Annotated in this window: 22 protein-coding genes; 12 read left to right on the top strand and 10 right to left on the bottom strand. The window is 40.1% G+C overall.

What is annotated here, in order from left to right; genetic code table 11:
* Positions 1 to 49: 49 nt before the first annotated feature.
* The 4 genes from V6R21_RS07960 to V6R21_RS07975 are packed head-to-tail and all read right to left on the bottom strand — an operon-like array spanning position 50 to position 3,185.
* Complete coding sequence (locus tag V6R21_RS07960; protein ID WP_334242489.1) at positions 50 to 736, bottom strand: HD domain-containing protein; 687 nt, start codon at positions 734 to 736, stop codon at positions 50 to 52.
* Entirely contained in the window at positions 717 to 1,196 is a 480-nt protein-coding gene (locus tag V6R21_RS07965) for a PepSY-like domain-containing protein (RefSeq protein ID WP_334242491.1), read from the bottom strand. Before V6R21_RS07965 ends, V6R21_RS07960 begins: the two co-directional genes overlap by 20 nt.
* 55 nt (positions 1,197 to 1,251) lie before the next feature.
* Complete coding sequence (locus V6R21_RS07970) at positions 1,252 to 2,514, bottom strand: sensor histidine kinase (RefSeq protein ID WP_334242493.1); 1,263 nt, start codon at positions 2,512 to 2,514, stop codon at positions 1,252 to 1,254.
* On the bottom strand, positions 2,511 to 3,185 hold the full coding sequence (locus V6R21_RS07975; RefSeq protein ID WP_334242494.1) for a response regulator transcription factor: 675 nt from the start codon (positions 3,183 to 3,185) through the stop codon (positions 2,511 to 2,513). Before V6R21_RS07975 ends, V6R21_RS07970 begins: the two co-directional genes overlap by 4 nt.
* Before the next feature lie 258 nt (positions 3,186 to 3,443).
* On the opposite strand from V6R21_RS07975, the gene V6R21_RS07980 reads away from it, so the two are divergent.
* The 4 genes from V6R21_RS07980 to V6R21_RS07995 all read left to right on the top strand — a co-directional run bounded on the left by V6R21_RS07980 (position 3,444) and on the right by V6R21_RS07995 (position 7,748).
* Positions 3,444 to 5,888, top strand: a complete 2,445-nt coding sequence (locus V6R21_RS07980) for an outer membrane beta-barrel family protein (protein ID WP_334242496.1) — start codon at positions 3,444 to 3,446, stop codon at positions 5,886 to 5,888.
* 120 nt (positions 5,889 to 6,008) lie between these two features.
* On the top strand, positions 6,009 to 6,980 hold the full coding sequence (locus tag V6R21_RS07985) for a GDP-mannose 4,6-dehydratase (protein ID WP_334242498.1): 972 nt from the start codon (positions 6,009 to 6,011) through the stop codon (positions 6,978 to 6,980).
* 64 nt (positions 6,981 to 7,044) lie between these two features.
* Positions 7,045 to 7,356, top strand: coding sequence for an ArnT family glycosyltransferase (locus V6R21_RS07990; protein WP_334242500.1), 312 nt, complete (start codon positions 7,045 to 7,047; stop codon positions 7,354 to 7,356).
* Positions 7,353 to 7,748, top strand: a complete 396-nt coding sequence (locus V6R21_RS07995) for an ArnT family glycosyltransferase (protein ID WP_334242503.1) — start codon at positions 7,353 to 7,355, stop codon at positions 7,746 to 7,748. The genes V6R21_RS07990 and V6R21_RS07995 overlap by 4 nt, the downstream gene beginning before the upstream one ends.
* A gap of 555 nt (positions 7,749 to 8,303) precedes the next feature.
* Here the strand turns inward: V6R21_RS07995 and V6R21_RS08000 are convergent.
* Entirely contained in the window at positions 8,304 to 9,071 is a 768-nt protein-coding gene (locus V6R21_RS08000; protein WP_334242505.1) for a helix-turn-helix domain-containing protein, read from the bottom strand.
* Positions 9,072 to 9,454: 383 nt separating this feature from the next.
* On the opposite strand from V6R21_RS08000, the gene V6R21_RS08005 reads away from it, so the two are divergent.
* The 4 genes from V6R21_RS08005 to V6R21_RS08015 all read left to right on the top strand — a co-directional run bounded on the left by V6R21_RS08005 (position 9,455) and on the right by V6R21_RS08015 (position 11,385).
* Complete coding sequence (locus V6R21_RS08005; RefSeq protein ID WP_334242507.1) at positions 9,455 to 9,832, top strand: YbbC/YhhH family protein; 378 nt, start codon at positions 9,455 to 9,457, stop codon at positions 9,830 to 9,832.
* Positions 9,832 to 10,224: a hypothetical protein gene (locus V6R21_RS08010; protein ID WP_334242510.1), complete on the top strand. Its 393-nt coding sequence runs from the start codon at positions 9,832 to 9,834 to the stop codon at positions 10,222 to 10,224. Before V6R21_RS08005 ends, V6R21_RS08010 begins: the two co-directional genes overlap by 1 nt.
* A 227-nt stretch (positions 10,225 to 10,451) precedes the next feature.
* Positions 10,452 to 10,667 (top strand): PLDc N-terminal domain-containing protein, encoded by a 216-nt coding sequence (locus tag V6R21_RS32395; RefSeq protein WP_408612976.1) that lies wholly within the window; start codon positions 10,452 to 10,454, stop codon positions 10,665 to 10,667.
* A 385-nt stretch (positions 10,668 to 11,052) separates the two neighbouring features.
* Complete coding sequence (locus V6R21_RS08015; RefSeq protein ID WP_334242513.1) at positions 11,053 to 11,385, top strand: hypothetical protein; 333 nt, start codon at positions 11,053 to 11,055, stop codon at positions 11,383 to 11,385.
* Between the two features lie 405 nt (positions 11,386 to 11,790).
* Here the strand turns inward: V6R21_RS08015 and V6R21_RS08020 are convergent, their stop codons facing one another.
* On the bottom strand, positions 11,791 to 11,934 hold the full coding sequence (locus V6R21_RS08020) for a hypothetical protein (protein ID WP_334242515.1): 144 nt from the start codon (positions 11,932 to 11,934) through the stop codon (positions 11,791 to 11,793).
* Positions 11,935 to 12,161: 227 nt separating this feature from the next.
* Here V6R21_RS08020 and V6R21_RS08025 point away from each other — a divergent pair, with 227 nt between their 5' ends.
* The 3 genes from V6R21_RS08025 to V6R21_RS08035 all read left to right on the top strand — a co-directional run bounded on the left by V6R21_RS08025 (position 12,162) and on the right by V6R21_RS08035 (position 14,586).
* The gene (locus tag V6R21_RS08025) at positions 12,162 to 12,716 is read left to right on the top strand and encodes a hypothetical protein (protein ID WP_334242516.1); all 555 of its coding nucleotides are present in this window, start codon (positions 12,162 to 12,164) and stop codon (positions 12,714 to 12,716) included.
* Between the two features lie 362 nt (positions 12,717 to 13,078).
* Positions 13,079 to 14,146, top strand: coding sequence for a sensor histidine kinase (locus V6R21_RS08030; RefSeq protein WP_334242519.1), 1,068 nt, complete (start codon positions 13,079 to 13,081; stop codon positions 14,144 to 14,146).
* A 2-nt stretch (positions 14,147 to 14,148) separates the two neighbouring features.
* Entirely contained in the window at positions 14,149 to 14,586 is a 438-nt protein-coding gene (locus V6R21_RS08035) for a LytR/AlgR family response regulator transcription factor (protein ID WP_334242521.1), read from the top strand.
* A gap of 206 nt (positions 14,587 to 14,792) precedes the next feature.
* Here the strand turns inward: V6R21_RS08035 and V6R21_RS08040 are convergent, their stop codons facing one another.
* Complete coding sequence (locus V6R21_RS08040) at positions 14,793 to 15,398, bottom strand: hypothetical protein (protein WP_334242522.1); 606 nt, start codon at positions 15,396 to 15,398, stop codon at positions 14,793 to 14,795.
* A gap of 381 nt (positions 15,399 to 15,779) precedes the next feature.
* Between V6R21_RS08040 and V6R21_RS08045 the strand changes: the two genes are divergently transcribed.
* The gene (locus tag V6R21_RS08045; RefSeq protein ID WP_334242524.1) at positions 15,780 to 16,850 is read left to right on the top strand and encodes an NAD(P)-dependent alcohol dehydrogenase; all 1,071 of its coding nucleotides are present in this window, start codon (positions 15,780 to 15,782) and stop codon (positions 16,848 to 16,850) included.
* 82 nt (positions 16,851 to 16,932) lie between these two features.
* On the opposite strand, the gene V6R21_RS08050 is transcribed toward V6R21_RS08045, so the two are convergent.
* The 3 genes from V6R21_RS08050 to V6R21_RS08060 are packed head-to-tail and all read right to left on the bottom strand — an operon-like array spanning position 16,933 to position 21,179.
* The gene (locus V6R21_RS08050) at positions 16,933 to 18,090 is read right to left on the bottom strand and encodes a cytochrome-c peroxidase (protein ID WP_334242526.1); all 1,158 of its coding nucleotides are present in this window, start codon (positions 18,088 to 18,090) and stop codon (positions 16,933 to 16,935) included.
* Between the two features lie 57 nt (positions 18,091 to 18,147).
* Complete coding sequence (locus tag V6R21_RS08055) at positions 18,148 to 19,719, bottom strand: Calx-beta domain-containing protein (RefSeq protein WP_334242529.1); 1,572 nt, start codon at positions 19,717 to 19,719, stop codon at positions 18,148 to 18,150.
* Between the two features lie 35 nt (positions 19,720 to 19,754).
* Positions 19,755 to 21,179, bottom strand: coding sequence for a RagB/SusD family nutrient uptake outer membrane protein (locus V6R21_RS08060; RefSeq protein ID WP_334242530.1), 1,425 nt, complete (start codon positions 21,177 to 21,179; stop codon positions 19,755 to 19,757).
* Positions 21,180 to 21,192: the final 13 nt, after the last annotated feature.

The raw sequence follows: 21,192 nt of genomic DNA on the forward strand, positions 1-21,192 counted from the left end.
GCGAGTTACTTCCTATGTAGGAGACGGCGACAAGTCATTAGGCAGTTACCTATCGTTGATGATTCAAGTTGCTTAGCTTATAGATGTTTTGCTGTTTTCCTTCTTGGAGGCAGTCTTTGCCATAGGCGGTAAAGTATTGGTGCTGTTGTAAAAAAATAAGGTTCAGCTCCTGCCACTCATCTTCCGAAAAGCTCTTCCCCAATTCTTTTTCCCATTCTTGCCTAAGCAGCGCATTGCGATGAGTAAAGTCAGCCGTTCCTAGGTGGAACAGGTCCGCATCACAAAGGATCTCTGCTAGTGGGTGCTCTGGTTTCTGAGGTATTTGGGTAGCTCTGATGCAGGTCAGTACCAATTCCAGTTTATGAGTTGGGTAATCAAACAATACCAAAAACCTTTCCGCCAGTTGACAGCTGACTACCTCATGTTGTTGGTAGGTGACCACAAAACCAATGTCATGCATCCATGCTGCTATTATAAGTGGTTCTGCCTCACTTTCTGGTATATGCTGTTGCCTCAGTATGGTCTTTACATTGCGGACAACTTCATTGGTATGTACCCAATTATGAAAGGGAAACTCTTTGCACCTGCCGTGCTTCAGCAGTGCCATACTAAAGCACATGGCTTTTTCTGTAATGGTCTCCAGATGCTCATATGCGCCCATACTGGGAATCAGTTCATCCCATAGTTTAGAAAAAGCGTATGCCTCTGTCACTTGGTCAGTCTGTTTCTTTCTCATTGTCCTTTGCTTTTATCCGCTCTTCCAATAGAACGGTACCTGTACTATCCAGTAGAATTTCAGACTGTCCATCCTTACAAGTCAACACCACTTCAAATGAGGTTCCTTTTGGAGTCGATACCTTTTCCACCTCCTTGGTTTTACATGCCGGAAAACGATCTTTTAAAGTACCTGAAACAGGTTGTGGTAAATCTGAGATAGCAATAGCAACTTCTGTCTCAAGCCATTTGCCATTAGTGTCAAAATTGGCTGAATATTCAGAGCCCTTCACCTTAAATTCTGCTTCCCAATTGTTATCCTCCATCTCCCATTGCAAGTGGGATACTTTCGGGAACATCTGTTGAAAGGTACTGCTAACAGCCACAGGTACTTCCCTGTCTTGACCATATGAGGTGCTAAGACAGAATAACAAACCCAGCACTACAAAAAGAGCCTGAGTATAGAAAGGTCGTCGATTCATTTGTGGTCTTGTTTATTGGTTATATCAGCAACCTAGTATCAGATTTTGAAGATTTTTAGAATTGGATAGAAAAGGAATGTAGACCACTCGAATATTTGTAATGGATTTGCCAGCCATGCAGGTCAGCAATTTTCTTGACAATGGCAAGTCCAAGTCCTGTACTGTGTGGGTGGTTGCCCGCTTTTGAAAAGCGCCTGAAGATCACCTCTTTCTCTAGCTCAGCCCCTTGGCTGCTGTTGGAAATAACCAGTTTGCCAGCGCTTAGGCGAATAGAAAGTGTACCTCCTTCTATATTATGTCGGATTGCATTCTGAATCAGGTTGCTCACCATCACTTCCAAGAGGGTTCGGTTGGCTGAAACGGTTAGCTGGTACTCGATACCATCCTCCAGTTGGATCTTTTTTTCATAAAGCTGCTCAGAGAAGAGAGGTAGTATTTCCTTCAGCATTTCAGCAAGAGACACTTCAACTGGGTTAAGGGAGTTCATATTATCCATTCGGGCAAGCAGGATCAGGTTTTTATTGATCTTGCTTACTCGAGATATAGCTTGATAGAGTTGCTCTACTATCTGTGATTGCTCCACAGTCAGGTCAGGGGACTGTATCAGCAAGTCAAGTTTGGACTGGAAGACAGCAATAGGGGTCTTCAGCTCATGTGAAGCATTTTCCGTAAACTCTTTCTGTAACCTGAATATTTCCACATTCACATCCACAAGTTGCTGAAGCACCTCATTGAGTTGAGCAAACTCTCTGACCTGTGGTTTGTCAAAGGTCGGTGGGGGAGCATTTAGGTTAAAGTGTTTGAGCTGTTCCAGTGTCTTGTCAAAAGGTCTCCAAAGGTGTCGGGATACCAATGTAGAGACAAGCATAAAACCTGATAGCAGTACCAGAAAAGTAAGTAGGAAAAGCAAAGCCGTATTGCCGATAATATCTTCTGATTCTACAAGGTTTTGCCTAATCATCAGTGTAAAAGGCTTCTTTTCTATGCGGATGGGTACATAAAGGGAGCGATAAGGCTCCCATTCAACAGAGAGTGTATCATAAAAGAATTCATCCACTATTCCTGAATGGCTTTGTCCTAATGAATCAGGCAAAAGCTGTGTGTCTCGGTTAAAGCGGTTCCAGTCAGCAATGTCTTCCAGTGTAAGGGATGCCTGTTGGTAATGGAAAAACTCATCCCTGCGTAAGTACAGTGCCTCATCCACATCATCTGTGTAAAGCTGAAGAGTCAGCCAGTAAAAAAAAGGAGAAATGCACAGTAGCAGTGTTAATGCTATGACTGCATAATAAATCAATGTCTTGGTAATCAGCTTTTTCATATATCCCATTTATACCCCATACCATAGACTGTCTTGATATAGTCTTGGCTACCGGCTTCCATCAGCTTTTTTCTTAGGTTTTTAGTGTGAGCATAGACAAATCCGTAGTTGTCAATCATATCTGCCATGTCACCAGAAAGATGTTCTGCCAATGCCATCTTGGAAATAACCTTACCCTTATTCTTGATAAAGAACGTCAGTAGGTCATACTCAGAACGTGTCAGTAAAACCAAAACTCCATTTACCTCAACTGACTTGGCAAGCAAGTCAACCTGCACCTCTTGGAAGGTAATGACATTGCTGTTTTCAAAGTGTTTTCTCCTTACTACAGAGTAGATCCTTGCCTGAAGCTCTGAGAGGTGAAATGGCTTTGAGAGGTAATCATCTGCACCTATCTGCAAGCCTTTTACCTTATCCTCTACATCCCCTTTGGCAGATATGATAATTACTCCTTCTTGCTTTTGCATTCGTCTGAGTTCTTCAAGTAGTTGGAAACCATTGCCATCTGGTAGCATCAGGTCCAGTAGGATACAATCATATTCATAGTCATGGATTTTGTCCATGGCTTCTTCTAATGTAGAGGCAACCTCACACCTATATGTCTCCTCAGTAAGGTAAGACTCAAGGCTTGCCGCCAGTTCTGGCTCGTCTTCGATTATCAGGATTCTCATAACTACAAGGTAAGGAATGAATTTCGAAGAAATTTAGAGCAGGTTTTAACAAAGGACTGGGTAAGGAAAAAAAGTAGTAATAAAACCATACCTCTTAATAGGACAGATCTAAATCGTCTAACAGCAATGGTATACCTCAAACTTACCAAGTTTCATTGCTGTATTGTCTTCTAAAAATCTTCTAAATCCAATAGCAACTTAGCCATACAAAGTTCAAGCTAAACAATAGGCACAACATATTTCAAAAATAGACAACGAATGAGATTAATCCCCAATATGAAATTGGTCTTCCGCAAATGCAGCGGAATATATTTGCTTCCTGTGCTGTTGCTGTTAATTGGTCCCATATCTGCCCAGACAACCCAAACAACGGTATCTGGTCGTATCATGGATAAAGCCACAGGAGAGGCTTTACCCTATGTCAATGTAGTACTCAGGACACTACCAGATAGCCTCCTTGTTGATGGTGGTATCACCAATGAAAAGGGACGTTTTACGCTGACGGTCAAGAAACCCGGTGAGTACCTGCTTCAATCCACATTCATAGGGTACACAACCCAAACCCAGTCACTTTATATAGGTAGTCATGCAGATTTTCTGGAAGTGCCGCCAATCGATCTGGAGAGCGAAGCAGCTACCTTGGCTGAAGTAACCGTTACAGGAGAAAAAGGGGGTGTCAGTGAGTTGTTGGACAAGCAGACTTATCACCTTTCAGATAATATTGCACAGGTAGGAGGTTCCATGCTTCAGGCCATGCAAAACCTACCAGGAATAACAGTACAGGACGGGAAGATACAACTTAGGGGAAACGACAGGGTAACTGTGTTGATAGATGGAAAACAGACAGCTCTTACTGGTTTTGGTAGCCAAAGCGGATTGGATAACTTACCTGCCTCAGCAATTGAGAAGGTGGAAATTATCCAATATCCTTCTGCCAAGTATGAGGCAAATGGCAATGCTGGTATTATCAACATCATACTGAAGAAGGAGAAAAAAGAAGGGCTAAATGGAAAAGTTGGCTTATCGGCAGGAGTGGGTGCCCTTTGGGTCAGAAAAGATAACCTGCCCGGAATCAGACCCCAGTACAAGCGTACACCAAAAGTGAATCCTTCCTTATCACTCAATTACCGGAAAAAGAAACTCAATTTCTTTCTTCAAGCAGATAACCTCTATACAGAGAGCTTGTACAAAAATGAGTTTGTAGACAGAACCTATCAGGATGGTACCATTATCAGACAGCAAAGCAAACGAAACCGTGATACTAATTTTTTCACTTCTCGGACTGGTGTAGACTGGTACCTGAACCAGCAGGATATGCTGAGTTTTTCCGGAATGTTGGGTAAAGAAAAAATTCTAGATAGGGGAGACCAGCCCTTTTTCAGCGATGATTATTCCGAAAGGCTTAGGCTCTGGCAGTACCTTGAAGACGAGGTAAAGACAACCGGTATTGCTACTCTCAACTACCAGCATGCTTTTGCCACCCCTGGTCATAAGCTTCAGTCAAGTCTCAGTTATACCTTCCATCGGGAGGATGAGCAATATTTCTTTGACAATATCTTACCTGACTATAGCGGAAAAGATGCCTTCAAGCTTCTGTCAGATGAACATGTAGCGGATGTATCGGTGGATTATATCAGACCACTATTACATGGCAGTCTCGAGACCGGTCTCAAACTGAGAAGACGGGAGATTCCAACCAATATGCAGTTTTTCCCGGGGTTTAACTCTCCACTGGATTCTACAGCAGGCGGACGTGCCACTTACAAAGAAACCATTCCTGCCTTGTATGGCAATTACGCCTTTGAAAATGGCAAGATAGACGCGGAAATTGGGCTTCGTATTGAGTATGTCAATGTGGATTATACGGTCAATCCAGGCCATAACACCTACAAAAGTGACGGTTACCGGTATTTCCAACCTTTTCCCAATGTAAGGTTCACTTACAAGATAAATCCTTCCCATACCTTATCAGTCTTTTATAACAGGCGGGTTGACAGACCTAGCGAAGTAGATATCCGGATTTTCCCAAAGTATGACGATGCTGAGATCATTAAGGTGGGGAACCCTACTTTGGCTCCTCAGTTCACCAACATGTACGAGTTGGGTTACCGTGCCAATTGGCAAAAGGGTAGTCTTTATGGAGCCCTGTTTTATCGGGCAGTGGAGGGCACGATTACCCGAATTGCCACTACTGTTCCTGACAGCTACCTGATCTACTCAGTCTTCCAGAATGCCGGTAATAGTCATGCTACTGGTATCGAAATGATCTTGACACAGGACCTCGATAAGCTGATGTCACTGAACCTAAGCATGACTGGCTATCGGCAGCAGATTGATGCATTCAGCGTGGAGAACCAATATCCGACTCCCCATACCTATCATGCCGAGACCTCTTCTATTATATCCGGAAATATAAAATTGAATACCCAATTGCACTTGTCCCATCATTGGGAGGTACAACTCACGGGGGTATATCTGGCACCAGATATCATCCCGCAAGGAAAAACAGGAGCCCGTTACTCACTGGACATGGGTATCACCAAGTCAGTGCAGCACGGTAAGGGATTGGTCTTTATAAATGCAACAGACATACTGAATACCCTTGTAGAAAGAAAGGAAATACAAGGGGAGGATTTTAGATATACCAGCACCGATTACCGTGAAACACAGGTATTCAGAATGGGATACAACCTAAAATTCTAAGTCTAGGTATAGGCTATGCAGTAAGATATGGAGATGTGATGGATAGGTTTACCGCTTTAGATTCAATGATGGCCAAAACAAAACTCAATAGAGGAAATCTAAATCATATTTGTAGTAAAGATGAGAGTTCTAATTACAGGAGTAGCGGGCTTTATAGGCTCCTACACAGCCATGCAACTGTTGGAGCAAGGCCATGAGGTTACAGGGGTAGACAACCTGAATAACTATTATGATATCCGTATTAAAAAATTCCGATTGGATAGCTTACTACGGCATGAGCGTTTCACTTTCTACCCAATAGATGTCGAAAACCATATCTCGCTGAAGTCCGTGTTTGCTATCTCAGAATTCGAGGCAGTGATCAATCTGGCAGCACGTGCCGGAGTCAGGTATAGCCTGAAAAATCCGTTTATCTATGCCAGTACTAATTACATGGGCAGTCTGAACCTGTTGGACCTGATGCAGCAATACAAGGTCAAGCGCTATGTAATGGCTTCCACTTCCTCAATCTATGCAGGCTGTGAAGTGCCTTATCGGGAAGATGCTCCAGTAAATGCCCCTATCTCACCTTATGCAGCTACCAAGAAAGCCGCTGAACTTATCGCCTACACCTATGCCAACCAGTTTGAACTTGAGGTAGCTATTGTAAGGTACTTCACTGTCTATGGCCCTGCTGGAAGACCTGACATGAGTGTACTTCGCTTTATCCGCTGGATTGATCAGGGAATGCCCATACAATTGTTTGGGGATGGTTCCCAAGCTCGTGACTTTACCTATATAGGCGATATTGCTAGAGGAACAGTACAGTCAGTATTGAAGCCCCTTTCATATGAGATCATCAACCTGGGAGCAGGTAACCAACCTGTATCTATGCTGACACTCATAGAGCATCTGGAGGAAATGCTGGGCAAAAAGGCTGTCATAGATTTCTTGCCGTTCCACTCTGCTGATATTGACACGACATGGGCCAGTATTGACAAGGCAAGGGAACTGCTGGATTGGACACCGGAAGTTTCACTGGAAGAAGGACTAAGACATACGGTAAACTGGTACCTGGATAATAAGTACTGGTTAGATTTAATCAGTTTTTAACATATAAACCATGGATAGTGGTTGCAACTGATGCAGCCTATCTATCCAAAAGTAAATAAAGAAAATGGACACTGTTTATTGGAAAAAGCCGCGTGTCCTATATGCCCTGTTGCTCTTGATGATGGTAGGCGCTTATGGGAGCGGCATGATGGTAGAGCTTTATGGTAATGCAGTCAAATACGCTTCAATCAGTAAAGAACTACTTGAAAGAGGTGATTGGCTAAAGCTAACATTCAAGGGAGGTCTACCATACCTGCAAAAACCGCCTTTGTTTTTCTGGCTCAACGCCTTATCAATGGATATTTTGGGGCAAAACTCAATAGCCTATCGGTTGCCGTCACTTATGTTTTATGGCTCTATAGCCTATATCAATTGACTATCCTGTGCTATGGAAAGCAAGTGGCCAAACTAACAGTGTTGATGACGGCTTGTTCATTGGGAATGCTGCTATTTATGAATAATGTCAAGATAGATGCGATGTTGCTAAGTATAGTATCTTTCTCTACTTGGCAATTCTTTGTAGCGTTGAGAAGCAACAAATTACGCCATTTTGTTGGAGGGTTTGCAGGTGCTGGCTTGGCTATTTTATTGAAAGGCCCTGTAGGGCTTTTCATAATTGGAGCAATGGTAATAGGTGAAATAATTAGCCGAGGTAACTGGCATATCCTTAGAAATAGCAGATGGGTTACTGTAGGTTTACCACTTATCCTGCTGTGCTTGCTACTTGTCGTCGTTTTGCTGCTATGGAGCTGTTCTTTTATAATGTGAGTTATGGATTAGCATTATTTCGTCCTTTTAGGGTGTGGTGTTGTATTAATTGTCATTACATGAAATCCTTTCAGGGCATAAGTCCCGAAGGGACAAAATATATTAGCGACGGGTTTTAACCCGTTGTCATAAAAAGATCCATTAGCCCTGAAAGGGCAGTATAAAAATGAGCTACTAAACCAAGTGTCTTGCATGCTGTCAAATGAAGGTTTCTGTCCTAGGTATAAACCCATTACACACATTAAACATCACTAAATCAAGCAGAAGCTCTGCCGCAAAAAATTTACTACGGAGAACCCCGCCCATTCAGAAGTAAACGCAACACCTCTGTAGGGATGACCCCATATGGTCAACCTAAAAATTATATAATTACCAAACGGTTGTGGAATTTCATTCAAGGAAGGGGAAAAGGCAGTTCAAAAAATTACAGCTGAGCATTTCGGCTGTGCTCAATATCCACATGTACAATTACTGAGCATTTCGGCTACGCTCAATGACCACACGTACGGTTGCTGAACCGAGCCGAAGCACATAGATACTGAACTTGCTAAAGCATCACGCAGCCCAACCTGGACCACTGCGGCACTTTACCTCCACAGCAGCAGTATCAACCGTTATTGGCTCAGGCTGCTGTATTTCTCTATACAGCAAGATGCCCTCGTCTTGCGCTTGCGCTTTAGGTATAGCTATCTTGACCTCAATAGCACACTCCTGCGGTTTTTTCTTATACAGCCACCACCAGTATTTGGGCATTCTGATATAAGGGCGCTCACGATAGGGCTTCTGCCTGATAGACTTGCCCGTTCCTGTAGGAAAAGAAAAGTAATTGTGCCGCCCAAACCGGTAACGCTCAGAGTTCTCACAGTACATATCCCACCAGTCACGTTTGCGATGCAAATTGAGCCAAGCTTTCCTTACCTTATAGTTGTAGTCATAGCGGCTACGGTAGCTACGCATGTCATGCCACCACCAAACACGTTTGCGGGGCTTTCGTACCTCCAACCGATCCCTCCAAGTCCACTCAGTAACGCCTACAAACCGTAAACTCAAATGGTAGGAACGCTTATAAGTACTGATACCACCCTTGGGCATAGGCTGTGGCTGTCTGTTCCTGTAAGACTTTATACCTGCTTCCATCCTGCGCAGATGGGCTTTGCGGTTCGCTTGAAAAGCAAGATAGCGACCATCTGCCTCACTATTGCGCGCCACCTCACGACTTACCGTAGAGCGGTGAACCCCAAGCGCACGGGCAATGGCTGCCAATGACTTGCCAGCTTCCAGCATAAGACTGATCTGTCTGCGGTGTTCGTTGTGGAGACGCATTTATTCGTTGAGGATTGAGACGTTTAGATGAGTTTACAAAAAATTGTTGAGAATAGGAAGAAGGAGCTAACCGTTGATTATTCGTTTATTAAACGTTTAATCCACGGTTAGGCAGGCAGCTTTGATTATCTTATCAAATGGATAAAAGAAAGGATAGCCTTTAGAGATATAAAAGAACGCATCGTGTTACCAGTCTATCCCCCCTATATAAAGGTAATATGTCTGCAAAGAAGTTTTGTACAATATTGATATATGCTGTAGATTAATGGAGTTATTGATGCATAAGAAATAAACGCCATGGTATTTTTCTCCCTTAAATTGGGTGGATAAACGCAATGCTTTTTATACAATTGTTGTGCGTCATTCAAAAAACATCGTAACACATGAGGGATATTATACTAATACTAGCATTCTTTTCAATATCTTTTATTGCCTATTCTCAGTCAGATGATAGACCAAGAATGGGAATTGAATTTGCAAAACAAGAGCTAGAAACTGCCTTAAATAATTCTTCTGAAAAACAGATACTAGTTGATACTATTATCAAATCACAAGAGACAGCAATTAAATATGCAGAAGCTATTCTATTTGAGATTTATAGTCAAAAGAATATTGAAAAACAAAAACCGTATGAAATCTATAAAATAGACGGCTATTGGATAATTAGAGGGACTTTGCCATCTGGAATGCGAGGAGGAACATTTCTGATTATTATTAACTCCAAAAGTGGACAGGTTATTAAATTGACACACGGAAAGTAATGAAAAGATTACTATTTATTTTATTGGTTTTTGTTGTTTTTCAATCTTGCGCACAATCAATCGACTTGAATGACTTGAAAATATCAGACAGAGATTTTAAAGTAACATATTGGAAAAAAGATTCGGCTGGATTAGATAGTACCATTACGAGTGTAATTAATAAAGATTCGAAAGAATTAAAAAGTTTAACTGACTGGTTGATTAATAATTCAACTGGATGGGGAAATTCCATTGCTTCTTTTGCTTCTCCGAATATCTCATTGACAAGTGGTAATTTAAGATTTTTAATATTCAAAGATTTTGTAGTGATTGGATATTCAGATAAGAACAACAAATCGAGGCAATTGACAAAGAAAGTTGATATTAAAGAATTCGGGTTTTTGATTGAATAATAAATGAACGAACGTACAATAATAAATATAAGCAATGGCGGTTTTTGTAGGTGTTTGGTCGGCAGTGGTTCTAATCAGCCCCGCCAAATCTACCGATTTGACTATATAATTTTGTGTAGCTTTGGCTACTTTGTGACTCGATACGAAACCGTATTTAAGTCCGCTACATGCTCATATTATTAACGTTGTGCTTAATTTTTTCAATAAACATTTTAACTAAAACAAAGATGAGTGTTGTAACTCCAGGAATTGGGCTATTCTTTTGGGTAATCGTATTTTTTGCATTTATCCCACAAATTATCTGCTTGTTCAGTATTTTGAATAATGAGTTTAAAAATAATGATAAGTTAGTTTGGGCTTTAGTTGTGCTATTCCTACCTCTCATCGGGCCACTATTTTATTTGATAATTGGCAGAAAGCAACAAGTAAAGAAATTTCAGTAAGTTCTGTTATTTGGATAGCGACTAAAGGAGAAAACTAATAAAGTATCTCGAACGAGATGAATCTAATAAAAGATGGATTAAACGTTTAGTATTCGTTTATTAAACGTTTAATCCACGGTTAGGTAAGTAGTTTTGATTATCTTATCAAATGGACAAAAGAAAAGATTAGCCTTTAGAGATATAAAAGAACGCATCGTGTTACCGGTCTATAACCTTCTATATAAAGGTAATATGTCTGCAAAGAAGTTTTGTACAATATTGATATATGCTGTAGGTTAATGGAGTTATTGATACATAAGAAATAAACGCTATGGCATTTTTCTCCCTTGAATTGGGTGGGTAAACGCAATGCTTTTTATACAATTGTTGTAAAACATTTAGAAAATTGAACTCTATAATAAAAATCCTGCTGATTTTAATAATGTTAAAATTATTCAGTTCTTGCTCGAGAACAGTGAATCTGAATTTATCTAAATCGGAAATTAAAAATTTAGATACAATCTATTATAAAAAGACAAATCATAAAGTATTCGATGCAGAATGGTTGTTTCTTGATAAAAATATCTGTCAATATTCAACAACACTAATTCGAAAGAAAACTTATACTGGAACGTGGTCAAAAGTTGGTGACTCTCTAAAAGTGAACTTTTTCTATGAAGGAAAAAACAAATTAGCAGATAGAATGATTGCGATTGAAACTCTTGAAATAAAACGATGAAAAAAATTTAACGAAAATCGAAATTAACCAAATAAAAAACGTTTTACAACAATGGCTATAATTCAGCGTGGCGACAGTGCAAAAACCAAAAGTAAAACCTATATTTAAACTGATTTCGGCGTGGAATCGTCCGCAGGACTATTCCACGCCGAAATCATAGCCAAACCGTTATAAGCTATTCGGAAAGTCCTGCGTTTTGGTGGAGAGGTGACAAGCAAGGAGATAAGTAATGGCAGCCGCAAGGTGGTTTTAAAAAAATAAAGCTTAGCTTTTCTGTGCCAGACCCGAAGGGTTTGGTTTTTTACTTTTAACCTGAGGCTTAGAGAAAACCTGTTTTCGGAAAGCGGAAGGTAGCAGGTGAAAAAAGCTGCTAACCTGTCAGCGTATGCAGAAAAGCTAACGTAATTAAAGGACAAAAACCACCTTATGCCGATAAATGAACAGCATCTCCTTAGCAGAAGAGTAGCCCCAAAACAGGTTTCGTGCCGGTTTGTCCATTGGAGAAACGGCCGATAGTTTAGCCAAAGCCTCAAACTCTATCCGTTTCATTTTTTAATAACTCCCTTCTAGCGTAAAGAAAAAGCCGGATCGAACAAAGTAGCAGGAGCAGGAATTCCCTATGGTACCTGTTTTACTTTCACACACTGTGCCTCACCAAAGAAACGCTGTAAAACAGCTTATAACATGCGCTATCAGTTTATTAAATCTTGGATTAGTACTATATTGAGAAGGGTCAAGCTTGAACAAACGATAGCTTGGTATTATAGCCAATTAAGATGACTGAAGAATTAAGACAGAATATTATTGATTTTCAACTTGGAAAGTTATCAAAGGAGGAACTTACCTTACGATTACCTTTTAATATGGAGAAGAAACATGAGAATCTTGAAATATTAATAGACGGAGTAATTGAATCAAAGGATAGTGAGGGTGTAGAATTCGGACTGACACTAATTTGGTTACTTGAAGAAAATAAAGAATTCACTGATTTAATCCATAAAATCATATTGCAACCTTGGCATTCGAGATATGAGGATTTAATACATGATATTCAAAGGAGAAAAGAGAATACGAGTGTCCCGATAATTAAAGAAGTTATTCAACAGAAATTTGATTTTTTAGAATCATATGAAACTGGGACAGGTCAGTTTATTAGTCAATGTGGATATGCTTTGTTTTCTATTGGAACAGATGATGCAATCAATACAATAACTGAACTTTCCAATTCTGACAATGAAATGATTAAACGTGAAATGAACTACCAATTGAAAAGACTAGCAAAGAATCCTGATACAGAGGATTCTGATAAAACCCCAAGATGGTGGACGTAAAAAAATGGCTATAACACTGTATATAGCAAATAGGGCGTTCGGTGGTTTACGAGTGTTTAGTGCTATTTGCAAACACCGCCAAATCGTTGATTTGGCTTTTAAGAATGAATAAATTAAAAACAAAATACAACGATTTGGCTCAGTGCGAACTTGATACTTTATCATTATCTTGTGCCCTACTTGCCATATACTATTCGTTAGCAACAAGCTTAAGAAACAATAGGTAAACTGATATTAAGAAGCAGGAATAGATATATTCAAAATTAACATCTTGCAATCCAACCTAATGATGATTCAACTCAAATTCATTTTGTATCTTGAAGGTATGATTAAGTTTTACATAAGTAGCAATTGAGATTTGAATGATCACAAACAAAGAAAAGCGTATAAAATACCTGGGGTTCGATGATAAATGGTTTACTATCATTGGTATTTTGCTATTGGGCTTATCGGCAGTCTTCGTCTTTAACGTAGAAGGTATCACTCACCTTACCACCATCGAGCTCACCTTCACTTTTGTGGGGTCATTATTTTTTTCCGCTTGTGATTGGTTGATCAACAGGCTCATCTTAATACGACTAAGAATCGTATATCCCAGTTTAAAGGATAGTACTAAGCGAATCACTTTTCTTCTTATCTGCACCTTAATTACCGTGACCTTAGTTGATTTTATAGGAATTAGCTTAATTTCCTTGCTCGTAGAGAATGTCAGTTACAATTTCCTAGAAAGAATACGATCCTTGGTGGTCGTGGTTTTTCTTACGACTATGACCATGGCCATTTATGAAGCTATTTACTTCTTTGTACTGCTTAAAAATTCGATCAGAGAAGAAGAACAGGCAAAGCAGGCCATCATACAAGCAGAACTTGATACGCTTCGCAATCAAGTCCAGCCTCACTTCTTTTTCAATACACTGAACACCTTGCGAGATATCATCGATCACAGTCCCAAAGAAGAAGCCAAGAAGTTTGTAGACAAACTATCGGATATCTACCGCTTCTTGCTGGAATCAGGTAACACTAATTTGATTTCATTAAAGTCTGAGCTGAAGTTTGTGAAAGCCTATATTCACGTTCAATCGGAACGATTTGGAGAGAACCTAAAATTGAATTGGAACATCCCAGTAGCACTGGAAGATAAGCTCATCGCACCGATGAGCCTGCAATTACTCTTAGAAAATGCCATTAAACATAATGTGGTTTCCAAGGCTAAAACACTGGTGATTAACATTGACGTTGCGGATGATTTTGTTGTGGTAACGAACAAGATTCAAAAAAAATCCACACAGCTGCCTTCTACAAAAATGGGATTAAAGAATATTGAAAAGCGATACGCACTTATCTCAGACCGAGCTGTGGAAATAGCGAATGATGGAAATGAATTTTCCGTGGCTCTCCCCCTACTGAGGGAAGACATGCTTAAAAAATGACTATGAAAACCTTAATCATCGAAGACGAAATTCGGGCGGTTAACCAATTGCAATTACTATTGAAAGACTGTGACTTTACGTTCGAATTGCTGGAAATTATCGATACGGTTGAAGATGCCGTGGTATGGTTTCAGCAAAACGAAACCCCCGATCTAGTATTTATGGACATCCAACTAGCTGATGGCTTAAGCTTTGAAATTTTTCAAAAAACAACGGTAGTGGCACCCATTATATTTACGACAGCCTTTGACCAATACGCCATTCAAGCTTTTAAGGTAAACAGTGTCGACTATTTGCTAAAGCCAATACAAAAGGATGATCTGAACACTGCACTTGACAAATTCATCCAATCCAACAGGTCTTTCCCATTAGATCAGGTTACCTTGCCCATTTCTCATTTCACAAAGCTCTTCTATCTCACTCCAATTATTTTGATATGAGTAGTACCTAAATTCCCACTCAGGGCAGATAATTGCTTCTAAAGCAGAAATGGATTTACAAACCTGTTGTAACTCAATTGGATTTGGGAGCAGGCTTAAATTTTTAGTCGAAAGAATACTCATTGTTTTGTAATTGGTAATGATAGCTCTGCATCCATAGTATGGATCTTCATTTTGGCATATAGCACTTATTCGTAGCTATTTTTTTAATTCGTTTTATAAATTAGCTTTTCTATGAAGCCCTTATTTCTGAAAGCTTTCCAGATAAAGACAGTACTAATTCCAGAAATAAGTGTTCCAAAAAACAAAACTCCCTCTGATCCTAGTATTTCAGCTAGACCCAATGATAATCCTCCCAAAACCCCTATTCTTCCACGAATCTCATAAGTATAACCCAACTCCATATTTTTTGCATAGTCGTAAGAAAAAATAACAACCCCTAAAGTAATCAAAAGCATAATCAAAGGATTTTTAGCTCTTGTAAAAAAACTTTCCTCTTCCAATACATATTTCGGTTGTAGACTTAAGCCATCCTTAAGGTATGAGAAAATTTCTTTCTTATGTTCCCCAGCATGGATTAATAGCTCACTGTCTTTGCCATAATTCAGTTGAATCTTAGGTGACCCCACCTTAGAAGAAATACTTCTTATGTAGCTAAGAGGAGTCCCTGTCAATTTTTTAGGGATCTTTCCTTGGCGAAGTTCTTCCTCGAAGAGATAAAGTTGATTTAAGCCAGGATTGAAGTTATAAATAACATCATCAGACACTACAATAAGCTTGTCATTACCGCTCTTTGATACCCAATATTTCATCTTATACAAAATTGTTTTTTGAAACTCTTACAGCATATTTTTAGTGTAAGGTCTTATTTTTATTATTTCAATCTCAAAAAGTCTTTGGTCTCTAACATCAAGCTATCGTTTGTTCAAGCTTGATGCTGCTCAATATAGTACTAATCCAAGATTAATAAACAGAGACTAGGTGTTATAAACTATTTTATGGTTTTAACTTGGGTTGTTTATAATAAGAACCTCATAAGCCCAAATATAGGCTTTAGCATACTACCTTATAAAAAGAACCTAACTCATCCTTTACTTAAAAATATGCAACATTTTATGGTTGAATAGATGTTAAGTAAAGAGATATCCCTCCTAAGAAAAGTAACCAGTAAATAACACTTAAACTATTCTGTAATGGCACAAGAAACCACCCCAAAAGTCATTCGAGCATATGCAGCTCAAGAACAAGGTGCAACTCCTGCACCGTGGCAGTACGAACCTCGTCAACCCCGTCCGGATGATGTGTCCATTGAAATTCTCTATTGTGGCGTATGTCATTCGGATATCCATTTTGTGGATAATGATTGGAATATGACCGTTTATCCTGTTGTCCCTGGACACGAGATTGTAGGTCGGGTAAAAGCAGTTGGCTCTGAAGTATCCAAATACAAGGTAGGAGATATGGTAGGAGTTGGTTGTTTGGTGGACTCATGCCGTCAATGTTCAAGTTGTAATGAAGGCTTGGAGCAGTATTGTGCCCAAGGTGTTTGGACTTATAATGGAGTAGACCGGTTTGATGGTAAGATGACATATGGTGGTTACTCTGAACATATTATTGTGAGTGAGCGCTTTGTGGTACACCTTCCTGATGGGCTAGACCCTGCAGCAGCAGCACCAATATTGTGTGCTGGTATTACTACTTATTCTCCCCTTAAATATGTTGGTGTAAAACCTGGAGATAAAGTTGGAGTAGTTGGTATGGGAGGTCTTGGACATATGGGAATCAAGTTTGCTAAGGCAATGGGGGCAGAGGTCACACTTTTTACCCGTTCTGAAAGTAAGATTGAGGAAGGAAGAAGAAATGGGGCAGATCACTTTGTGATTAGTACTGTAGAAGACCAAATGAATCAAGCAGCCGGATCACTAGATTATATTCTCGATACAGTGCCTGTGGAGCATGACCTAAATCCTTATGTCGCTTGCTTGAAAGTGAATGGGACTTATATTCTGGTTGGACAGCTGACACCTCTGAACCCGCCTATTGAAGCCATACAATTGGTGTTGGGTAGGCGGTCGATTCTTGGTTCGGCTATTGGCGGTATGCCTGAAACACAGGAAGTTCTTGATTTCTGTGCTGAACACGGTATTAGTTGTGATGTCGAGATGTTGGATATTCACAAGATTGGTGAGGCATACGAACGGATGAAGCGGGGAGATGTTCGTTACCGTTTTGTAATTGATATGGAATCACTCAAAAATTCTTGAGGGCCAGAATACTTTGCCATCAAATAGTGATGGTTCATAAATGAGAAAGGTAGGGGATCAGCCTACCTTTCTTAATTTTAGGTTATAGAGGAGAGGTCATAAATACAGGGCGTGATGAAATCGCTTGCATAAACGCAACAACAGCCTCTTTTTCTCTCTTGGTCAGGTGAAGTGGTTTTAATAGTTCGGATTGTTCAGGGAATGGCAATTTGTACTCTTTTTTAGGATGCTTTTTTCCTACAGGAATAGCCTTGTCGTATAGTGCCACAATGCCAAACATATCATCAAATAGACCATTGTGCATCCAAGGGCCAGTGTACATTACATCCCTTAGTGAGGGTGTCCTGAATTTAGCAATGTCAGCTTCGTCTTGGGTAACGTTGTACTTTCCTAAATCTTCAAAAGGCCTTCCCATTTGATGAAGCCCTGTAACGTGAAGCTTATTATCAGAAAACAGTGGTGTATTGTGACAGTTGATACATCTTGCTTTTGTTCTAAACAGGTGTAGCCCTTCTACCTCGAGGTCACTTAATAAGGTTTCTTTTCCTTCAACGAAGTGATCAAAACGGTTTGATTGGCTATTGATGCCACGTTCGAATGTAGCGATTGCTTGTCCAATGGTTTCAGGTGAAATGGTTTTTTCAGGAAATGCTTGCTTGAAGAGTTTTGGATAAGTCTCGTGTGATTGTAACTCTTTTACTAGCTCATCAAGGTTCTGATTCATTTCGACAGGATCCTGAATAGGGAAAAGTGCCTGTGCTTCTATAGAGGGGGCTCTTCCGTCCCAAAATAAGGTCTGCCAATGTCCTGCATTGAGTATGGTTGGAGCATTTCTCTTGCCTAATTGCCTGTTATGTCCATGAGACTGCCTTTTGCCATCTCCCCATCCCAATTCAGGAACGTGACAAGAGGCACAGGCTATCTGGTTGGACTTGGAAAGGATTGGGTCAAAGAACAAACGTTTACCCAATGCTACTTTTTCTTCAGAATAGGGGTTGTGCTTTGGATATGTAGGTTTAGGGAGTGGTCCAATATCTACAAATCCATCTTCTGCTGTTTTATCTAAAGTTGGTTTGGGCCAATTGGATTTTTCTTGGCTGTATAGTGTCCGTAATGTATTGATTGTATATCCATCAAACGTAGTGTAAGTATCTTCAGTAAGCTCCTCTGGTTTCAATAAAAAAAAGGAAGAGAAGACAACGGTAGGTAACAATAAAAGTATTAGATGGTTCTGTTTCATTGTTTTACAATATGAAGAAAGGGAAAAGAGCTGTCTCAAAGAGACAGCTCTAAAAAATTAGTTAGGGAGGTCACTTTTTAGTGGTACCATGCGATAGATCATGGAGGTCATTTCCAGATTAGGGTCTTCTGAAGCAAAGTTTAATGTTACTTCAATCAACTTAGCATTGATATCATAAGTACCTTCACCGCTAATAGTTACTTCAATTGCGGTTACATTATTTGATAGGCTGATGTCGCCTAATGTCTCATTGGAGTCAATTTTATAGTTATACTCCTCATTTTCTGTTTCTGCAACATAGGTCTTTCCTTTCCACTCATATCCATCTTTTGCCCTGTAGACAGTTACAGTCTGTGTTGGTATGATTACTTTGCCAGCAGCAGTGTTATCTGGGTCAGTTGCGGCAAAGCGTATAAACTTTTCAAGTTTAACCCCTGAAGAGTTATATCCTACCAAATAGTTAGAAGGGAATATGTCACGGATATCAAATGCATTCGAAATATACGTGTAATAATAAGGGTATGAAGTGCTGCCAGGTTTTGGGACAGTCTTGTAGGTCATAGTCCAGTCACCTTTCAGCAAGTTCGCATCCGTTTCATCTTGATGGATGTAAGGGGCAGGTGAAGCAGCTGTCCAGCTTCCTGTTTCAGGGTTGATACGCTGAGTATATGGTTGGTATATACCATCTACGACTACTGATGGCAGAGCATTACCCTCTTCATCATAGGCACGTTCTCCATTTTCATTTGTGGCAACAACAACAGCACCATTTCCAGTTTGATCAGCATAGTCAGCTCTCTCCAATAACCAAGTTGATAATGCAACTTCTGGGTCAAACAGGTGGAGTTCAAAAGTGGCTTTACCTTCAGTCACAGCTACATCAGTTCTGGAAATGTCAGTAATTTTAGCTAATACGTTTTTGTCTGTACCTGCACTCCCTTTAAATAGTGGAGTTATCTGGAATGAAGCTGAAACTTCTCCAGCAGGAATTACCAACTCTGTTCCATTTGTCAAGCCATCTATTTCTATATCCTCACCAATTGTAGCAGAGCTTTCTGCAAAGTCAAATGTTAGCGTCACATCTTCTGTTAAAGCTTCAGCCAAACCTACCGTTACCTCGACAGCTTCCTGAAGGTAAGGGTTGGTTACAGTGTTGCTGGTAGCAATTGCGACAGCGGTAGCATTCTCCAGTGTAGTGGCATTGTCCAGAATATTGACAGTTGTTTTTCCTTCATCATCTGAAACTTGGTAATTATCGCCCGATACAAGTTCAATAATCACCTGCTTGTCACCGTCAATGCTAGCTACGTTAATCGGATTCAAGAATACTGTAGCTGTCTGCTCGCCCGCATTAAATGTGACTGTTTTTTCCTCAATAGACTGAAAGTTAACGCCTTCTTCTGCTGTGCCTGAGAGCTTAAAAGCAACTTCTATAGCACTTTGAGAAGCTTTGTCCAGTGTCAGGACTAGTTCGGCTGCTGAAGTGGCTGTTTCAGAAATGCTTAGTTCGCTTTGCTCAAAGCTTACGCTTGGAGGTGTCGCTACTTCGTCATCATCTTTACATCCTGTTTGGAATGTTAGTAGTCCCGCAGTTAGCAATAAACTGCTTTTGGTCAACCATTTGTTCATCTTTTTTGTAAGTTTAGTACAAGTAATAGTTATAATTAATAGCCTTGGTTTTGCTCAAGATTATCATTGATGTTAATGTTTTTCTGTGGGATCGGGAGGATCTGAAGGTCGCTAGGAGTGCTGACCGTACAGTTCATGCTGGCATTACAGTCTGTTCTTACTATATCCTTTCCTCTTCTGATCAGGTCAAAGTAATAATGACCTTCCAGTGCAAGCTCTTTTCTTCTTTCGAGTAAGATGGCATCTTTTAAAGCATCTCCTGATAGGGTGACTGGAGAAGCATCGGGGTTTGCCCTTTGCTGAATAATACCCAAGTCAGCTCTAGCCTGAATATTGTCTCCAATTTCAGCACTGCTTTCTGCCCTTATCAGATACATCTCTGCCAAACGAATAATTGGGAAATAACGGTCGCCATAGCTGGCGTCATAATGGAACTTACGAGTCACATAAGCTCCCTCTTTTTTCTCTTCAATCAGCTCTGCTCTAATATCCCCGTCATCATATATTTCCAATAGGTCTTTTGTTAAAATCCCAACTGTTGTTTGAGTACCTATTTGCCCAAACTGAGCAGCTAGCTTAGGGGCGCCATTTTCACTGGTTTCCAAGACAAAAATATCTTCTTGGTTGGTTGTGGTAGCAGCCCAAGCTGCTAGGTAGTTGTCATGGTTTACCAGTTGATAATCTTGGTTTGAAATAACTTTGGAGGCGTATGTGATGGCATTGTTCCAATCTTTTTTATAGAGATAGACTCTTGCCAAAAGTGCTTGAGCTACACCTTTACTGATAAATGCTTTTGTGACTCTGCCGCTTCTATATCCTCCAAGTAGTGATTCAGCTTGTTCCAGATCACTGATTATTAACCTGTAGGCTTCATAAAGTGGACTTCTTGAAGGCAGTTCAAAGACACCAATATTCTCAGGAAGGGTTACAATGCCTAAGTGGGTGCCATTTTGAGTGTAACTGTATGGTTGTGCATACAATCTTGTCAAGTCAAAATGAGCCAATGCTCTAAGTGTCAAAGCTTCTCCTAAGTACTGATTTTTTAGTGTCTGGTCTCCATCAGCAAGGTTGGGAATTGCCTCAATGATGTTATTAGCATATGTAATCAGTTGATATAATGATTGGTAAGAGCCAATGATAGGGCTGCTGTCTGATGGTAGTGTATTAAACTCATAAACAGGAAGCATGTTGGTAGTGGCAATACCACTGAAGCTGTTATTAAGTTTTACATTGCCAGATCGTAGGGCTGTATACATTTGCATTCCTTTTAGATAATAATAATCACTATTAATCAGTCTGCTATATACACCAGCTAATGCAAAGTTAATTCCGTCAAGGTCACTCAATAGTTCTTCATTTGAAACCTCTGAAGTAGGTTCTCTGTCAAGAAAGTCTTCGCAACTACTAATTATGAAGCAGCTAACGAAAAGTACTATAGCAGTTCTCACTTTATTTTTCATATGATGGTTTCCT

The sequence above is a fragment of the Limibacter armeniacum genome (genome assembly GCF_036880985.1).
Taxonomy (GTDB): domain Bacteria; phylum Bacteroidota; class Bacteroidia; order Cytophagales; family Flammeovirgaceae; genus Limibacter; species Limibacter armeniacum.